The organism is Actinomadura citrea, assembly GCF_013409045.1.
In the GTDB taxonomy this organism is placed as follows: Bacteria; Actinomycetota; Actinomycetes; order Streptosporangiales; family Streptosporangiaceae; genus Spirillospora; species Spirillospora citrea.
Genome location: NZ_JACCBT010000001.1, coordinates 3,563,572 through 3,580,730 on the forward strand (window position 1 = coordinate 3,563,572; position 17,159 = coordinate 3,580,730).

Below are 17,159 nucleotides of genomic sequence, written 5' to 3' on the forward strand. Positions count from 1 at the left end.
GCTAGCGGAGAGCGTCGATGAAGCGTCGCGCCTCCTCCCGCTCCATGCCGGTCTCGGCGCAGACGAGCGCCAAGGCCGACTCGTAGTCGCCGGCGGTCTTGAAGGCCCGTACCCGCTCCGAGAGCATGGGCCGGTCCGTGGGCGGCTCTGCGGGGATCCATCCCGCACGGACGGCGTCGACATAGTCTTTGGCGGCCCTCAGCCCGAGGGAGGTCTCCTGCCGGACGAACTTCGCCGCGTCCTTCCACCTGCCCTGAGCGATCATCGCGCGGGCCTTGGCCTGGACGTCGCCCGGCACTGTCCGGGCGTACGCCTCCCCCTTGAGACCGTCCACGTAGTCCTTGGCCTCCTTGAGGCCCAGCCCGGTGGCCTGCCGGATCAGCCTGACGGCGGGAATCACGTCGCCCTCGGCGACGAGGGCGACGGCCTGCGCCCTCGCCTCGGGCATGACATACGGGACGGACGGCTTCACTCGATCACTCCTCCACACGGCGGTCGCCCGATTCTCGTACAGCGGCCCACGCCGGTGAAAGCGCTCGGCGAACCGGGGACCGGCGTCGCCGCCCACCGTCTGCGTCCGGCGACGCTCGTCGCGGCCTCGCGGTCCGCCGGACAGTTGTCCTTGCTGCCGGGAATGTAGTCGTAGAGCCGGGCGGAATGGGGGCCTCGGCTTTAAGGTCCACCTGGTCTTCGGTCATTTCCGGGCCCTCGGCGGTCATGGCTGCCGCCCAAGATCACTCTGGATCTCACACCGGCGCCCGTCGCTCGGGTCACCCTTATCGGTGTGCCGTCGCCGCGTGACGGTCAGGCGGGCGCCCTTGCTCGTTCGGTCCGCGACTCGCAGCGGAGAGCCGGTCGTCCATCCCTATTCGAGCGGCTGGTTTCGTGCCGACCCAAGTATTTCGTCACTGCGCGGAGCTTTCTTGGGCAGTGACGTGGAGACCATTTCCTCAAAAGTCCTGCGCCTGTGACTTTCTGTGCCTTCGAATGCCGTTGGGTTACGGGGAGATGCTTGAGTCGGCTCATGCATCCACCCGTGTCCAGCATGCCATCGCGAGACCTCCTCGCCAGGTCAGAGGCGATGATCCACGTAGTCGCGATCGGCGACACCGTCAGCCGTATATCCGGCGAAACTGTAGTCGTCTGGCAAGGTGCCCGGCTGGGACATGTAGGGCAAACGGCCGAAAATGAACACCCTTCGGGGGTGGGGGCGTGATGGCGCGCTCGATCCGGATTTCAGAAGAACTGCCCTCCGAGGATCTCGCAACAATCTACCTATGCCTTGTCATTGATCGTTGGCTATTGGCTATAAAGAAGAGAGTCCGCGCGGTTCCCTGAAAGGAGCGAGCCCGGATCGAGCGCACGTGCCTCCCCCGGCGGGAAGGCCCCGACACGGCGCTCACCATCGATCTCCAAAGGCGTACCGGTCACGCTCGGCAGCCGAACAAGGCGAGGGGCCGGCGCCGACCAGGAAGGACAAAACCCCCTATGACCCGCACCCCCAGGTCCCAGGAAACGCACGCCGTCGAGCAGAGCGATCAGACGCGGGCCGAATCGGTCGCGCTGCCCGTCCCGGACGGCCCGATGCTGAGCGGAAGGCGGGGCCAGGGAACGTGACCGCCCTCGAAGCCGTCAAGGTCCGCGCCCGCGAGGTCGAACCGAACCACCGGCTCGGCGGCAGCATCCGGATGCTCCTGTCGCCCGGCACGGCCCGGACGACGGCGGGCCTCATGGCGCTGCTCGAACTCCAGCCGGGGGAGCGGGTCAGCGAGCATTACCATCCGTACACGGATGAGCACGTCTACGTCTCCGACGGATGCCTCGTCCTCACCGTCAACGGTGCCGAGCAGGTCGTGGACGCCCGGGAGTCGGTGCTGATCCGCCGTGGTGCCCGGCACCGCTACGAGAACCGGGGCGACCGTCCGGTGACGGCCGTGCTGTTCCTCGGGCCGCTGGCCCCGAGCCCCGACATGGGCCATGTGGAGACCGCGGAGCCGCACGGCGATGGGCCGCCGCCGTCGGTGGACACGGCCCTCTCCGCTGCGGCGGGCGCGCGGGAGCCGGCATGAGCGGGCGGCCGGCCCGCCCCGTGGCGATCATCGGGATCGGGGTCCTGACGCCGGGCGCCCCGGGCACGAGCGGTTTCTGGGAGACCGTCACCGGCGGGACGCCCACCTTCCGCACGATCACCGTGTTCGATCCGGGGCCGTACCGGTCCCGGATGGCGGCGGAGATCGACTTCGACGCCGCGGGGCACGGGCTGACGCCCCGGCAGCGGCGCCGGATGGACCGCGCCGCCCAGTTCGCCCTCGTCGCCGCGCGCGAGGCCCTGGCCGGCTGCGGGCTCCGGTCCGGCGACCTCGACCCGGCCCGCACCGGCGTGGTCGTCGGCAGCGCGGTCGGCTGCACCGTCTCGCTCGAACGCGAGTACAGCGTGGTCAGCGACAGCGGCCGTCTCGCGGTGGTGGATCCGTCCTACGGCTCGCCGCACCTGCCCGACTACCTCGTCCCGACGTCCCTGGTCCGCGAGGTCGCGTGGGACGTCGGCGCGGAGGGTCCCGCCTGCGTGGTGTCGACCGGATGCACCTCCGGACTGGACGCCGTCGCGCACGGTGTGGAGATCATCCGCGACGGCGCAGCGGACGTGGTGCTGGCGGGGGCGTGCGAGGCCCCCATCTCCCCGATCACGGTGGCCTGCTTCGACGCGATCCGGGCGACGTCCCCGGACAACGACGATCCCGAGCGGGCCTGCCGCCCGTTCGACGCCACCCGGGCGGGGTTCGTGCTCGGCGAGGGCGCGGCGATGCTGGTGCTGGAGGACGCCGCGGCGGCCCACGGGCGGGGCGCGCACGTGCATGCGGAGATCCGCGGGTTCGCGTCCCGGAGCAACGCCTTCCACATGACCGGGCTGCGGCCCGACGGGGCCGAGATGGCGGCGGCGATCAGAAAGGCGCTGGACGAGGCGGACGTCCCCGTGGAGGGCGTCGACTACATCAACGCGCACGGGTCGGGCACCAGGCAGAACGACCGGCACGAGACGGCCGCCTTCAAACTCGCTCTCGGCCCGGAGCACGCCTACCGGCTGCCGGTCAGCTCCATCAAGTCGGTGGTGGGCCACTCGCTCGGCGCGATCGGGGCGATCGAGGTGGCGGCGAGCGCGCTGGCGATCGAGCACGACCTCGTCCCGCCCACCGCGAACCTCCGGCATCGCGATCCCGAATGCGACCTGGACTACGTTCCGGTGACGGCACGGAAGCAGCGGGTCGACACGGTGCTCACCGTCGGCAGCGGGTTCGGCGGCTTCCAGAGCGCGATGGTGCTCAGCGCCCCGGGAAGGTGGCGGGGATGACCGGGGCCGCGACGGCCGCCGAGGACGACCAGGCGGTCATCACCGGGCTGGGCGTGGTCTCGCCGAGCGGCCTGGGCGCCGAGCGGCACTGGGAGGCGACGCTCACCGGCCGCATCGCGATCGGGCCCATCACCCGGTTCGACCCGAGCGGCTACCCGGTGCGGCTCTCCGGCGAGGTCCCCGGATTCGTTCCGCGCGACCACCTCCCGGGACGGCTGCTGCCGCAGACCGACCGCCTCACCCAGCTGGCCCTGACCGCCGCCGAATGGGCGATCACCGACGCCGGGTTGTCACCGTCCCCCGAGGAGTCGCTGCGGTACGGCGTCGTGCTGGCCAACTCGGCCGGCGGGTTCGAGTTCGGTGAGAACGAGCTGCGCAAGCTGTGGTCGATGGGGCCGAAGAAGGTCAGCGCGTACCAGTCGTACGCGTGGTTCTACGCGGTCAACACCGGTCAGATCTCCATCCGCCACGGGCTGCGCGGCCCCTGCGGCGTCCTGATCAGCGGTCAGGCCGGCGGCCTGGACGCGATCGGGCAGGCGTGCAGGGTGCTGCGCAAGGGCGCCGACGGTGTGCTGACCGGGGGATTCGAGGCCCCGGTGTGCTCGTGGGGGGTGACCGCGATGTCGGCCGGCCGGGACGCGCCGACCGCTCCGCAGCTGTCCGCGGGCGACGACCCCGCCGGCGCCTACCGCCCCTTCGCCGCCGACGCCTCCGGACATGTCATCGCCGAGGGCGGCGCGATCCTCGTGCTGGAACGCGAGCGCCATGCCCGCGCCCGCGGCGCCCGTCACCGGTACGGGCGGGTCGCCGGGTACGCCGCGACGATGGACCCGCCGCCGGGGTCGAGCCGCCCGGCGACGCTGCGCAACGCCGCCGCGCTCGCCCTCGCCGACGCCGGCCTCGCCCCCGAGCGGATCGACGTGGTGTTCGCGGACGCCGCGGGGAGCGCGATGCGCGACCGCGTCGAGGCCGAGGTGCTCGCCGGGCTGTTCGGCGCCGGCGGCGTGCCGGTGACCGCGCCCAAGGCGATGACCGGGCGGATGTCGGCGGGCGGCGCCGCCGTCGACGTCGCGACCTGCCTGCTGGCCATGCGCGACGGGATGATCCCGCCGACCGCCGAGGTCCGGCCCGATCCGTCCTACGGACTCGACCTGGTCACCGGACGCCCCCGGCCCGCCCGCATCGACCATGCGCTGATCCTCGCGCGCGGCGAGGGCGGGTTCAACAGCGCCCTCGTCCTGGCCGCCTGCCCGCGCGTGACCCCGGCCGCGGCCGAACCACGCGACACACGGACCCCCCATGCCCTTCCCGGAACCGACCCCAGGAGCTGAAATGGCCCAAGACGGCCCGATAACCCTGACCGACCTGGTGATCGTCCTGCGCGCCTGCGCCGGCGAGGTCGACGGAGTCGACCTCGCCGGCGACATCGCCGACCGCGCGTTCACCGATCTCGGCTACGACTCCGTCGCGATGATGGAGGTCTCCGCGCGGATGGTCGAGCGCTTCGGCCTGGAACTCGACGAGGACAGGCTGTTCGCCCTGGGGACGCCCGCCGAGATGCTCCGCTGCCTCAACCAGGCCGCGACGGGGGACGGGGAGGCCCGGCGATGACCGTGAGCACCGACAACGAGATCCTGGTGGACGCGCCCATGGAGCTGGTGTGGGAGCACACCAACGACGTGGCGGGGTGGCCGGACCTGTTCACCGAGTACGCCGCCGTGGAGATCATCGAGCGGGACGGCCCCTCGGTGATGTTCCGGCTCACCACCCACCCGGACGAGCAGGGCAACGTCTGGTCGTGGGTGTCCCGGCGCACCCCCGACCCCGAGACCCGCACCGTCCGCGCCCACCGGGTGGAGACCGGGCCGTTCGTGTTCATGAACATCTCCTGGGAGTACCGCCAGCAGACGGCCGGCGTGCTGATGCGGTGGACGCAGGAGTTCGCGATGAGGCCGGACTCCCCGATCGGCGAGGACGCGATGCGCGACCGCATCAACCGCGGCACCGTCGAGCAGATGGCGCACATCAAGGCGGTCCTGGAGGACCGTGCACGCAAGGCCCCCGGCACGGACGGATCCGGCGGGTACGGGCCCGGCGACCTCCACGCGCAACGCCTGCTGTATCTGACGTGCGGGATGCGGCTGGCCGCGGTGGTGAGCACGCTGGCGGAACTGGGCGTGGCTGATCTGACCGCGTCCGGGCCGCGTTCCGTCACCGAACTGGCCACGGCCACCGACACCGTTCCGGACGCGCTCTACCGCCTGCTGCGCTGCGCCGCCTCCGTCGGGATCCTGGAGGAGCAGCCGGACGGACGGTTCGCGAGCACACCGCTGGGCGACGGCCTGCGCGCCGACGACCCCTACAGCCTGCTGCCTCTGGTCCTGCACAGCACGCGGTCGTTCGTGACGAAGCCGTTCGGGGCGCTGGCGCACAGCATCCGCACCGGCGAGCCCGCGACGGTCCCGACGCTGGGCACCGACATCTGGCGCTTCTTCGAGGACAACCCCGAGGACGGCGCCCGCTTCGACCGCACCATGACCACGCTGGGCCGCTGGGAGACCGAACGGCACCTGGACGTCGTCGGGCCCGAGCGGTTCGGCCGGATCGCCGACATCGGCGGCGGGCAGGGCCACTTCCTCGCGGCGGCCCTGCGGCGGGCGCCGGACGCGTCGGGCGTGCTGTTCGAACGGCCGTACGCCGTCAAGGCCGCGGCGGAGGTGCTCGACGCCCAGGGGGTCGCCGAGCGCGTCACCCGGATCGCCGGCGACTTCTTCACCGACCCGCTGCCGGACGACTGCGACGCGTACGTGCTCAAGGCCGTCCTGCACAACTGGCCGGACGAGCGGGCCGCCGAGCTGCTGACCGCCGTGCGCGGGGCGATCGGGGACCGCCGCGAGGCGCGGCTGTTCATCGTCGAGCACGTGGTGGCGGAGGGGAACCGCTGGGACCACGCCAAGTTCCTCGACCTCGACATGCTCGTGCTGTTCGGCGGCCGGGAGCGGCGGCCGGGGGAGTGGCGGCGGCTGCTGGCGCGATGCGGGTTCGCGCTGGTCGACCGTCCCCGGGAGGGCCACTGGACCGTCCTGGAATGCCGCCCCGTGGAGGCCGCGTGACCGGGCGCCGGTGAACCGGGCCCGCCGATCCCCGATGTCAAGGAGGACGAGCATGCTTTTCCAGGCCCCGCCCCCGACCCACCGGGCGGTCATGATCCGGAAGATCGCGCCCGGCGACCGGGACGCCGTCGCGGCGGTGTTCCGCGAGCACGACCGCACCGACCTGCCCCGCCGCATCGGCGTCACGCGCCGCACTCTGCTGACGTTCCACGACCTGTACATCCACCTGGTCGAAGGAGACGCGTCGTTCGAGAAGGCCCTGTACGCCGCCGGCGACGACCCCGGGTTCCGCGATATCAACGCCAGACTCGCCACGCTGCTCGTCCCGTACGACAGGGACCGCCCGGCCATGCGCCATGCACAGGCCGAGGAGTTCTACCACTGGTCGGACGACCGGCTGCAGGCGACGTACCGGCTGCTGCTGGAGATCCGCGTGGACGAGGCGCGCGGCACGGAGTTCGAGCGGACCTGGCGGCAGATGGCCGCCGTCGCCGCCCGCCACCCGGGGCACGTCACCCAGTCGCTGTCGCGCGACCTCGCCGACCCCGGCACCTACCACCTGATCAGCGACTGGGCCGACGAGGACGCCCACGAACGCTTCCTCGCCTCACCCGAGCACCGGGGGCTCGCCGCCGCGCTCCGCGACCTGGACGCCAAGGTCCGCGCGACCCGCACGCGCATCAACGCCCCCCACGCAGGCCCGGCCGAGAACGGCGGGACGGCCGGGGCGTCCAGCACCGGGCAGGTCGAGCGATGATCGAGCCGACCGACCTGGACGAGGCCGGCGACCGGTCGACGCCGCCGCTGATCAATGACATCCGCGCCCCCGGCCCGGTCGCCCGCGCGCGGATGCTGTCGGGCGACGTCGGTTACGCGGTGACCCGGGCGGCCGAGGCGCAGCACGTGCTGTGCGACCCGGCCTTCAGCAGTGCCGCGACGTTCCTGCCCCGCACACCCGCGGAGCCGCAGGAGCCGGTCGGCTCCAGCAGGGTCCTGTTCGAGATGGATCCGCCCGAGCACACCCGGCTTCGGCGGGCGGTCGCCCAGGCGTTCAACCGCCGCCGCGTCGAGGCCATGCGGCCGGGCATCGCGGAGGTCGTCGACGGACTGCTGGACGAGATGGCCGCGGACGGGGCGCCGGCCGACCTGGTCCGGGCCCTGTGCGCGCCGCTGCCGCTCACCGACATCTGCGAGCTGCTCGGCGTCCCGCGCGAGGACCGCGACTCCTTCCGCGGCTGGGCCGAGGCGATCATGGCGCTGCGCGGTCACTCCCCCCAGGAGATCGACCGGGCCCGGGCCGCGATCCAGCGCTACTTCGTCGAACTGGTCGCGGCCAGACGCGCCGAACCGGCCGACGACCTGGTCAGCGAACTGCTGACCGTGCGCGACCGCGAGGAGCCGATCACCGGACCCGAGCTGGTCAGACTCGCGATCACCCTGCTGATCGCCGGGCACGGGCCCACGATGAACCAGCTCGCCCGGAGCGTGTACGCCCTGCTGACACGCCCCGAGATGTACGCCGCGCTGCACCGCGATCCGGATCTGGTGGCGACGGCGGTGGAGGAGCTGCTGCGGACGGTGCCGTCGGTGCCGGTCGGCACCCCGCGCCTGGCGCTCCGGGACGTGGAGGTCGGCGGTGTGCCGATCCCCGCCGGCAGCACGGTCGCGGTGTCGGCGCTCGCGGCCAACCACGATCCGGCCCTGTTCACCGATCCGGAGGTGACGGACCTCGGCCGCACCGACAACAAGCACCTGACGTTCGGCCACGGCCCCCACTTCTGCATCGGCGCCCAACTCGCCCGGACCGAGATGCGGACGGCCCTCGCCGCCTTGGTGCGGCGCTTCCCCGACCTGCGCCTGGCCGTCCCCCCGGAGGCCGTCCAGTGGCGGACGGACTCCCTCTTCCACGGCCCCTTGGAGCTGCCCGTGACCTGGTGACCCGGCGGCCCGCTCGGCGGGGAGCGGCGGCTTCCGCGGTGAGATCAGGGGGCGCGTCCGGTCAGCCTCGCGACCGTGTCGTCCAGTGCCTGGACCTGCGACGACTCGCCGGCGTAGGCGTGGACCAGCGCGAGGAACTCCTGGAGTCCACCGGGGAACTCCGAGCATGTGCGGACGATCGAGTGGACGTCCAGATGGGGCTGCGTGCGGCGCGGCACGCGGATCGCGATCTCTTTGCGCAGGGCGTCCACGATCTGCTGCCGGCCCTCGGCCGTCGTCAGCAGCGGAATGTCCATGAGCCGGTCGACGATCTCGAAGAGGGCGGGGAGACCGTTGGCGTCCGCCCGATCCGCCCGGGGGCCCGCGCCGAGGCCGGGGGCGGGAGGTTCGGTGCCGCTGACCGGAAGCGGTCCCACCGGGGCGGGCGCTTGCGCGGCGTTCCCGGCCGGCGCCGGCGAGCGCGTTGCCCGTAGGCAGAGCCAGGCGGTGGTCTCCGTCTCCTTGAGACGCACGTCGATCGGCTGGAACTCCGTGGGGTCGATGGCGCCGCGACCCTCCCGGATCACCGCGCGGTAGAACTCGTCGGACGCCAGGACCCCCAGGTCGGCCGGCATCGCGGCGAGGGCCTCCTTGAAGGACGGCGCGTCCAGGAGCCGGTTGACGTGGTTGACGGTGGTGCCGACGATCCCGTTGGCATCCGATTCGAGCGGCCCGCTGTGCAGCGCGATCCGCAGCCGCATCCGGGCGTGTTCGGCGGACAGTTCGTTGTGCCTGCGGAGGGAACCGCGCAGGTGGTCGGGCAGCGGGTGGGCGAGGCGGGCCGGATCGTAGGACGGCGGCAGCACGACGATGACACCGTCGCCGCGGTCCTCCTGGTAGCAGCCTGCGAGAGGCATGCCCGACGCCTCGAAACAGCTCCGGAGGGCCTCGTATAAGACGGTTCGCAGATGGCTTTGCACGTGGTCGGCGCGTTTGCCGAAACTGATGATGTCGCAGACGAAGAGCGTGCAATGGCCGGTCGGGGTCCAGCCTGTCCCCGCTTCGCCGGAGCCGTTCCGCATGACCTGTGATGCCCCTTGAACGATTGGATTGCCCCCAAGGGTGCACGCATGGCGCTCGCTCCGGCAAGTAGCGTGCCGATCGGCCGCTCCGCCGAATGGGCGCCCCTTGCGGAGGTGTGGTAAATCCCATTGTGTCCGGCGACGCAGAACCACCGGGTGGTCGCGGCCTACATTGACTGGCGGAACGGCCGGGGGCGGGGAGGCGGTGACGGCGCATGACGGACGACGAGACGAGGTCACCCGCCCTGGTGCCCCCGGCGGCGCTGTCGCTGGGGCACGCGCAGGAGCAGGTCCGCACGGAGCAGACCACCGCCGAGATCGTCGCGCTGCTCACCGACATACCGGATATGCGGGAGGCGCCGGGGCGCTCCATCGTCGCCCACTACATCAGTGAGCACGTGCGCGCCCCGCTGCTGTTACCCGAGCTGCCGCAGCCGAGGTATCACCTCTACCACCTCGTGCTCGCGTGCCGGGAGATACCCGACGGGCTGCAGTTGCTGGTCCGCGCGGTCGAGTTCGTGGCCGGCCCGACCGCGGCCGTGGCGCGCCTGAAGCGCATGCTGAGCCCGGTCCGCGCCCACCTGGAGCCGGTCGTCGAGACACAGATCGAGGACCTGCTGACCGGCCTGCGGATACCGTCCCTCACCCGCCTCTACGTGGCCGCGACCGGAAACAGCATCGCCACCGTGCCCTTCCGGCTCACCGACGCCTGGGACGCGTTCTCCGCGCTCCTCGACCACAACACGGCGCCCGGGAAACCCTCGCCGCACCTGATATTCGTCGCGATGCTGCTGCAGACCATGCAGACACGGCAGACGGCGGGAAGCGCCGGGACCGAGGAGGCATGGCGCCTCAAGAGGCTGCGCGACTGGCTGGCGATGCAGACGGAGCAGCTGCGCGGCGCCGGCGACGTCCCCCAGGCCGACTACCTCGACCGCATGCGCGACCGTTCCGGGGTGCTCGCGACGCGCGCCGACAAGCCCATCTACCTCATCATCCAGCTCGAACCGCTCCCGGATCTCGTCGAGGACGAGGTCATGTGCCGGCTCTCGCACTGGCGGCAGATCCATCCGCTCGAATGGCGCCCCGAGCCGGGGGAGGACCAGGTGGTCCCGCTGAGCGCGGTGCGCGAGCGCGTCGGCGCTTTGATCCACGAGGCCGAGCGGGGCTGGGCCTACGAACTCGACGACTCCCTGGTGCTGGAGTTCGTGCTGCCGCTGGACATGATCAATCTCGATGTGGACCAGTGGACGCGCGACGCCTCCGGGATGCCGGATCCGCCGCCGCTCGGCGCGGAGTACGAGATCCTCGTCCGGAGTCAGGAGAGGCTGCGCGCCCTGGGTCTCCACCGCGCGTGGCGTCAGCGCTGGCAGGTGCTCGTCGACGCCGTCGACGGCCTCACCTACTGGGCCGCCGCGGGGGAGCCCGCCCATCCGCGTCCGATGGGCGATCGGCTGCTGAGCAGCCGCGAGATCGTCGCGTGCGTGCTGAGCGGTCCGCCCGACCGCGAGCCCGGCCGGAGCGAACTCTGGAAGGCGCTGCGCGCGGGGGTGCCCGTGGTGCTCTGGCACCGGGCGGATCAGCTCGCTTCGGAAATGCGGGAGGCGGTGCGGCAGGTCGTCGATCGTCCCGACATCAGGGCGCTGCCGACCGACATCAGACGGCTCCGGGGAAACGCGCCGTCCGATGACCGCAATGGTCGCTCTGCTCTGGAGTTAACCCTCCTATGGGATGACCCGAATCACTTCTTGGACGATGCCCGTGCTCTTCGTGCTCCGGCATCCCGGACGTGACGGTCGACGTGATGTGACCGTAAAAGGGCGTGGTCGCTCCACGCTCCTTCCAAACCTTGCGAAGTGGCGCCCCGGAGGGGATGCTCGACCTAAGGTGGCCCTCACCGGTTCTGCCCGAGTTCGAACATCCATCGCAAGAACCCATAGCCACACCAGAAGGGGACATCGTCGATGGCCGCTGACGAGCCGCCCGAGGTCCCTTCCCCTCGTGACGCGCCCATGCCCGCCGGCCCGGGGGACGCCGCCCCGGACGCCCGCGCCGCATGGTGGATCTATCGCGGCACCGGGCGCCCCCTGCCGCAGGGACGGTTCGCCGCGGCGCTGCCCCCGCCGCCCCCGTGGCGCGCCTTCGACGGCGGTCCGCCGCTCCCGCCTCCGCCCGGTGACGAGCGCGACCTCGTCCGCCGGCTCGGCCCCGTCAGCGCCCGGCCGCGCCCGGCCGACCCCGCGGAGGTCGACGCCGTCAACGCGGCGGTGTTCCTGCGGCGGCCGCTCCTGGTCACCGGGGAGCCGGGTGTCGGGAAGTCGACCCTCGCCTACCGGATCACCCGCGAGCTGGGGCTCGGCCGGGTGCTGCGCTGGCCCATCGGCAGCCGGAGCACGTTGCGCGACGGACTCTACGAATACGACGCGATCGGGCGGGCGCAGGACGCCGCGACCGGCCGCGGGGCGCTCGCGCGGCAGGCCGGGGAGTTATCGGAGGCGCCGGTCGAGGGGGATCCGGATTCCGCCGCGCTGACCGACGCCGGAGTGGGGCACTATCTCAGGCTCGGCCCGCTGGGCACCGCGCTGCTGCCCCATGAGCTGCCCCGCGTGCTCCTCATCGACGAACTCGACAAAAGCGACATAGACCTACCGAACGACCTTCTTGACGTACTAGAGGAGGGCGAATACGGAATCACCGAACTCTTCCGCGTGAGCGCCCGCGAACCCGTGGTGAAGGTTCACACCGCCGATCCGGACGGCACGGCCGACATCGTGCGGGGGAGAGTGCGTTGCCGGGCGTTCCCCATCGTGGTCATCACCAGCAACGGTGAGCGGGAGTTCCCGCCCGCGTTCCTGCGCCGGTGTCTGCAGTTCTCGATGAGAGAGCCCGACGAGACCCGGCTCGCCGACATCGTGGCGGCGCATTTCGCCGAGCGGTCCGACGAGCGCACCCGGCGGCTGGTCCGCAGTTTCCTGGAGCACCGCAGCAGCCACCGCGGGCTCGCCGCGGACCAACTGCTCAACGCCGTCTACCTCGCGACCTCCGGGGCACGGGATCCCGATACCGGCTGGGAACGGCTCCTCGATCTCATCTGGCAACGGTTGGAAGTGGCGCCTGAGTGAGTGAGCGGACCGGAGATCCAGCGGCGCGAGGCTCGGGACGGCCCGACGCCTCGGCCGGTTCTCCCGTCTGGCACGAGGTCTCCGACGCCATCTGGCTGGCCGCGCAGATGAACGCGGCCGCCCTGGCGGCGGACGAGGGCGGCCCCGCCGCCCTCCGCCCACCCCGCGAGGCCCCCGGGCGGTCTGCAGGCGGTGAATCCTCTGGCGCCGACCGCGCCGGGCCTCCGGAGGGCGACGGCTTGGACGGGCCTTCACGCGACTCCCCCGCCGGCACTGGACAGGCGACGCCGCCCAGCGCGACCAGGACTCCGCGTGCGCCGGGTTCCGGGACGTCCCCAAGCGACGGCCCACCGGACCCCTGGCCACGTCAGGCGACGGGCCTGAACGGACACGCCGGACCCGCTCGCCTCCTCCTCCCCGTCCGGCGCGACCCGTTCGCCGGAGTACGGCCCCTGGCCGACCGCCGCCGCCTCGAGCAGGCGCTCCGCCCCTTCAAACGGGCGGTCGAGTCCCGCCGCGGCGAGGTGGAACTGGACGCCGAGGCGACCGCGGTCCGCGCGGTTCAGGACGGGCTCTGGCTGCCCCAGACACGGCCCGTCCCGGAACGCTGGCTCGATCTCGACGTCGTCGTGGACGACGGGCGCCTGGCCGCCCTCAACCGCCCGACGACCGACCGGTTCATCGACTGCCTCGGGGCCGTCGGCGCCTTCAGGATGATCCGCACGCACCTGCTCGACACCGACACCGGCGAGACTTGCCCGCTGGCGCTGCGCGAGCCGGGGCCGCTGGCCGCCGCGCGCCCGGCCGAGGGGCTCACCTCCCGGGGACGCCGCGACCGGCGGCTCATCTTCGTGCTGACGGACGGGATCGGAGACGCCTGGCACTCGGGGGCCGCCCAGCGACTGCTGGCCCGCTGGGGCCGCCAGGCTCCGATCGTGGTGATCAATCTGCTCGCCCGGCGCCAGTGGCGGCGTACGGGCCTCACCACCCGGCCGGCCAAGCTCTACACGGCGGGCCCCGCGATCGCCAACCGCCTCTACCGCGCGCGCTATCCCGCGGCGCCGTTCGGCGGCGACCCCGGCACCGGCGCCCGGCACGCGGACGGTTCGCACGTCCATGTGCCCGTGATCGAGCTCGACCCCGGGCAGCTCGCAGGCTGGGCGGGGTTCGCGGCGGCGCGCCGCGGTGACTGGTACGGCGCGGTCGCCGTCTGCGGAGCGCCCCCGGAATCCACCCGGGCACCGGATACGGCGGAAACCGAGGAGGCCTCGTCCACGGACGAGTCGGCGACCGAGATCGTCCGGCGGTTCCGCGCCGCGGTCAGCCCGACCGTGTACGCGCTGGCGGTGCATCTGGCCGCGGCGCCCTTGAACGCTCCGGTGATGCGGCTCGTCCAGCGCACCATGCTCCCGGAGTCGCGGCCCTCGGACCTGGTCGAACTGGTCGGCAGCGGGCTGCTGCACCGGGTCGGGCCCGAGCCCGGGCCGGCGGCCGACGCCCGGGACGAGGTCGTCTTCGACTTCGCTCCCGGGGTCCGCGACGAACTCCTGGCCGGGGGGCGGCGTTCCGACACGACCCGGGTGCTGACGACGGTGGCCCTGCACCTGGGCGACCGCATCGCCGGGCTCCGCGATCTGGCCGGAATGGTCACCGCGCCGGAGCGGGGAGAAATGCCGGAATTGACGCGCGAACTCGTGCCGTTCGCCGTCCCCGTCCTCCACGTTTTCAGGGCTCTCGCGGGGCCCTATCTCAGGCCGGCCAGGGCGCTGGACGCCAAGCTGCACGACAAGGTTGACCACTACTATGGGAAAATGCAGGATAGACAGGATAGAGCCGCCGGGGAAGCGGGAAGGACTGGCTCCATGCAATCGCTGGACATCGCCGCTCTCGACGCGCTCACCGGACCTGAGGACATTGTCAAGGCCCCCCACCTTGGAGTCGGTGTGACAGTTCGCGATATCCCGGAGAAAGTCGGGCGCAAGGCGGACGAGCCGCCGCCCGTCTGGGGAAACGTACCTCCCCAGAACATCAGTTTCACCGGGCGGGAAGAGTTGCTGGAGCAACTGCACGAGCGTCTTTCGCAGGGAACGACGGCGGTCCTGCCCCAGGCTTTGCATGGAATGGGCGGAGTCGGCAAGTCCCAGATAGCCATCGAATATGTGTATCGCCATATGGCGGATTATGATGTTATTTGGTGGATCAGATCGGAGAGGCCCGGTCAGATCCAGCAGGATCTCGCCGAACTGGCCGCCGAGCTCGACCTGCCGGTCAGCCAGGAGGTCAACGTCGCGGTGCCGGCCGTCCGCGAGGCGCTGCGCCTGGGCCGCCCCTATCGCAACTGGCTGCTGGTCTTCGACAATGCCGAGGAATTGCCCGACGTCCGGGACTTCTTCCCGACCAACGGTCCGGGAAAGATCCTCGTCACCTCCCGCAACCAGGAGTGGACGAAGGTCGCCAACTCCCTTGAGGTCGACGTCTTCGCCCGGGAGGAGAGCAAGGCACTGCTCCGCCTCCGGGGGCCCGAGCTCGCCGACGCCGAGGCGGACGAGCTCGCCGAGGTGCTCGGCGACCTTCCGCTGGCGATCGCCCAGGCCGGGGTCTGGCTCGCCGAGACGGGCATGCCGGTCGACGAGTACCTGCAGCTCTTCCGGGAGAAGCACGAGAAGGCGACCGAGCTGCTGGCGGACGCCGCACTGGTGGCCAACGAGCTGCCGGTCGCCGCGGCCTGGAACGTCTCGCTGGACCGGTTGCGGACGAGCGATCCGGCGGCGCTGCAACTACTCCAGGTCTGTGCTTTCTTCGCACCGGAACCCATTTCGCTTCGGATGCTGTCCGGCGCGCGCAACGTCGACGGTCCTCGGGAGCTGATCGAGGCCCTGGGGGACCCGGTCAGGCGAGGGCGTGCGATCCGCGCGATCAACCGGTACGCGCTGGCCAGGATCAGCCACAAGCACAACACGATCATGCTGCACCGCCTGGTGCAGCGGGTCCTCGTCGGGCAGATCCCTCCGGGGGAGGCCGAGGAACTGCGCCGGTGCGGCTACCAGCTGATGGCCAACTTCGACCCGCGCGATCCGGCGCTGCCGGCGAACTGGCGGCGCTATGCCGATCTGCTGCCGCACGTCCACTACTCGGGCATCGTCGGCTTCGACGATCCCTGGACGCGCCGGCTCGTCCTCAACGAGATCGACTTCCTCTTCCAGTGGGGCGACCACCGGGGCTTCCTCGAACTGGCGGAGACCGCGGTCAAGACCTGGACCGAGACGCTGGGCGAGGGCAACGAGCAGGTGCAGGAGGCCATGCTCCACCTCGGCCGCGCTCTCCGCCTGCAGGGACGGTTCGAGGAGGCGTACGGCCACCATGTCCGGGTCCGCGACCTGCGCGCCGAGGAGCACGGTGCCGACGACGAACGCACGATCGAGGCGCAGCGCTTCGTGACGGCCGACCTGCGCTACCTGGGGCAGTTCCAGCAGGCTCTCGAATACGACAAGCGCTCCTTCGAGGCACTGCGCCGCATGTACGGCGAGGACGACCCGATCACGCTGCAGCAGGCACATCTCTACGCCATCAGCCTGCGGCTCAACGGTGACTTCCGGGCGGCGTGCGATCTCGATCGGCAGACCTACCGGCACCTGATGAACATCTTCGGGGAGAACCACGGCCGGACCCTGTCGTCCCTGGCGGCGATCGCCGTCGACGAGATGGAGCTGGGCCACTTCGACGTGGCCAGGGATCTGACGCGGCAGAACGCGCAGCGTCTCGAGTCGGCGTTCGGCAGCAGCTTCGCCGGTCTCGCCGAGAGCCTGACGGCGTTCTCCGTCATGGAGCGCAAGGCGGGTGACCACGAACGCGCACTCGACCTCTCCACCGAGGCGCTCGAACGCTACAACGAGCGGTACGGGGGGTATCACCCCGGCTCGATCTCCGCCGCACTGAATCACGCGGTGAACCTGCGCCAGGTGGGCAGGCTCGGCGACTCGATTCACCTCGCGCGCGTGACGGCGCAGAACTTCCTGCGGATGTTCGGCCCCGACCACCCCAACACACCGAGCGCGAACATCAATCTCGCGGTCGCCCTCCGGCTGAACGGGCAGCTCGAAGAGGCCAAGAAACTGGACGAGACGGCACTGGACGTTCTGGCCCGCGTTCTCGGTGTCGATCATCCGCGCAGCATCGTCTGCGCGATCAACCTGGCCAGCGACCACTACGCGATCGGCAATGTCCACGAGGCCATGGAGAGGGACCGGGAGACCCTGGAGCGGGCGCACCGCGTCCTCGGGGAGGAGCACCCCACCGCGCTCGCATGCATGTTCAACCTCGGGCTCGATCTGCGCGCCATGGGCGAGGAGCAGGAGGCCGACGTGCTGGCGGCGCGGGCCATCGACGGCATGCGCAGGGTGCACGGACCGCAGCATGCGGCCACCACGGCCGCGCAAGAGGGAGTTCGTGCGGACTGCGATATTTATCCGATTCCGGTCTGAGCCGAAACCGAACAGGGGGCCGGAAGCGTGGTCGCCTTACGTTCCCCTGCTCCTGACTCGGGACTGTTTCAATGCCGGTCAAGCTGGGTATGGAT

General features: G+C 71.4%; 13 protein-coding genes. 11 read left to right on the forward strand and 2 right to left on the reverse strand.

Annotation, left to right across the window (positions count from 1 at the left end; all coding sequences use genetic code 11):
* Position 1: 1 nt before the first annotated feature.
* Positions 2 to 472, reverse strand: coding sequence for a hypothetical protein (locus BJ999_RS16815; protein WP_179834170.1), 471 nt, complete (start codon positions 470 to 472; stop codon positions 2 to 4).
* A gap of 1,016 nt (positions 473 to 1,488) precedes the next feature.
* Between BJ999_RS16815 and BJ999_RS42980 the strand changes: the two genes are divergently transcribed.
* From BJ999_RS42980 to BJ999_RS16855, 8 genes are read left to right on the forward strand one after another with little or no spacing between them, the layout of a single operon-like run.
* On the forward strand, positions 1,489 to 1,617 hold the full coding sequence (locus BJ999_RS42980; protein ID WP_268247833.1) for a hypothetical protein: 129 nt from the start codon (positions 1,489 to 1,491) through the stop codon (positions 1,615 to 1,617).
* Positions 1,614 to 2,069: a cupin domain-containing protein gene (locus tag BJ999_RS16825; RefSeq protein WP_218935092.1), complete on the forward strand. Its 456-nt coding sequence runs from the start codon at positions 1,614 to 1,616 to the stop codon at positions 2,067 to 2,069. The genes BJ999_RS42980 and BJ999_RS16825 overlap by 4 nt, the downstream gene beginning before the upstream one ends.
* Positions 2,066 to 3,349 carry a beta-ketoacyl-[acyl-carrier-protein] synthase family protein gene (locus BJ999_RS16830; protein WP_179834171.1) on the forward strand — a complete coding sequence of 428 codons (1,284 nt, stop codon included), beginning with the start codon at positions 2,066 to 2,068 and terminating at the stop codon, positions 3,347 to 3,349. Before BJ999_RS16825 ends, BJ999_RS16830 begins: the two co-directional genes overlap by 4 nt.
* A complete protein-coding gene (locus BJ999_RS16835; protein ID WP_179834172.1) occupies positions 3,346 to 4,680 on the forward strand; it encodes a ketosynthase chain-length factor in 1,335 nt (444 codons plus the stop codon). Before BJ999_RS16830 ends, BJ999_RS16835 begins: the two co-directional genes overlap by 4 nt.
* Position 4,681: 1 nt before the next feature.
* Positions 4,682 to 4,960, forward strand: coding sequence for an acyl carrier protein (locus BJ999_RS16840; RefSeq protein ID WP_179834173.1), 279 nt, complete (start codon positions 4,682 to 4,684; stop codon positions 4,958 to 4,960).
* Positions 4,957 to 6,462, forward strand: coding sequence for a methyltransferase (locus BJ999_RS16845; protein ID WP_179834174.1), 1,506 nt, complete (start codon positions 4,957 to 4,959; stop codon positions 6,460 to 6,462). The genes BJ999_RS16840 and BJ999_RS16845 overlap by 4 nt, the downstream gene beginning before the upstream one ends.
* Positions 6,463 to 6,514: 52 nt before the next feature.
* A complete protein-coding gene (locus tag BJ999_RS16850; protein WP_179834175.1) occupies positions 6,515 to 7,219 on the forward strand; it encodes a TcmI family type II polyketide cyclase in 705 nt (234 codons plus the stop codon).
* Positions 7,216 to 8,400 (forward strand): cytochrome P450, encoded by a 1,185-nt coding sequence (locus BJ999_RS16855; protein ID WP_179834176.1) that lies wholly within the window; start codon positions 7,216 to 7,218, stop codon positions 8,398 to 8,400. The genes BJ999_RS16850 and BJ999_RS16855 overlap by 4 nt, the downstream gene beginning before the upstream one ends.
* 44 nt (positions 8,401 to 8,444) lie before the next feature.
* Here the strand turns inward: BJ999_RS16855 and BJ999_RS16860 are convergent, their stop codons facing one another.
* The gene (locus BJ999_RS16860) at positions 8,445 to 9,296 is read right to left on the reverse strand and encodes an effector-associated domain 2-containing protein (protein ID WP_179834177.1); all 852 of its coding nucleotides are present in this window, start codon (positions 9,294 to 9,296) and stop codon (positions 8,445 to 8,447) included.
* 380 nt (positions 9,297 to 9,676) lie between these two features.
* Between BJ999_RS16860 and BJ999_RS16865 the strand changes: the two genes are divergently transcribed.
* The 3 genes from BJ999_RS16865 (at position 9,677) to fxsT (ending at position 17,064) form a co-directional block, all read left to right on the forward strand.
* Complete coding sequence (locus BJ999_RS16865; RefSeq protein WP_179834178.1) at positions 9,677 to 11,254, forward strand: VMAP-C domain-containing protein; 1,578 nt, start codon at positions 9,677 to 9,679, stop codon at positions 11,252 to 11,254.
* A gap of 171 nt (positions 11,255 to 11,425) precedes the next feature.
* Positions 11,426 to 12,583: an AAA family ATPase gene (locus tag BJ999_RS16870; protein ID WP_229810450.1), complete on the forward strand. Its 1,158-nt coding sequence runs from the start codon at positions 11,426 to 11,428 to the stop codon at positions 12,581 to 12,583.
* Positions 12,580 to 17,064: an FxSxx-COOH system tetratricopeptide repeat protein gene (fxsT, locus tag BJ999_RS43570; protein ID WP_179834179.1), complete on the forward strand. Its 4,485-nt coding sequence runs from the start codon at positions 12,580 to 12,582 to the stop codon at positions 17,062 to 17,064. Before BJ999_RS16870 ends, fxsT begins: the two co-directional genes overlap by 4 nt.
* Positions 17,065 to 17,159 lie beyond the last annotated feature (95 nt).

Bases quoted from the DNA above. Each gene is read 5' to 3' on its own strand.
- BJ999_RS42980 (WP_268247833.1), top strand. From the start codon at position 1,489: ATGACCCGCACCCCCAGGTCCCAGGAAACGCACGCCGTCGAGCAGAGC.
- BJ999_RS16830 (WP_179834171.1), top strand. From the start codon at position 2,066: ATGAGCGGGCGGCCGGCCCGCCCCGTGGCGATCATCGGGATCGGGGTC.
- BJ999_RS16835 (WP_179834172.1), top strand. From the start codon at position 3,346: ATGACCGGGGCCGCGACGGCCGCCGAGGACGACCAGGCGGTCATCACC.
- BJ999_RS16840 (WP_179834173.1), top strand. From the start codon at position 4,682: ATGGCCCAAGACGGCCCGATAACCCTGACCGACCTGGTGATCGTCCTG.
- BJ999_RS16845 (WP_179834174.1), top strand. From the start codon at position 4,957: ATGACCGTGAGCACCGACAACGAGATCCTGGTGGACGCGCCCATGGAG.
- BJ999_RS16850 (WP_179834175.1), top strand. From the start codon at position 6,515: ATGCTTTTCCAGGCCCCGCCCCCGACCCACCGGGCGGTCATGATCCGG.
- BJ999_RS16855 (WP_179834176.1), top strand. From the start codon at position 7,216: ATGATCGAGCCGACCGACCTGGACGAGGCCGGCGACCGGTCGACGCCG.
- BJ999_RS16860 (WP_179834177.1), bottom strand. From the start codon at position 9,296: ATGCCTCTCGCAGGCTGCTACCAGGAGGACCGCGGCGACGGTGTCATC.
- BJ999_RS16865 (WP_179834178.1), top strand. From the start codon at position 9,677: ATGACGGACGACGAGACGAGGTCACCCGCCCTGGTGCCCCCGGCGGCG.
- BJ999_RS16870 (WP_229810450.1), top strand. From the start codon at position 11,426: ATGGCCGCTGACGAGCCGCCCGAGGTCCCTTCCCCTCGTGACGCGCCC.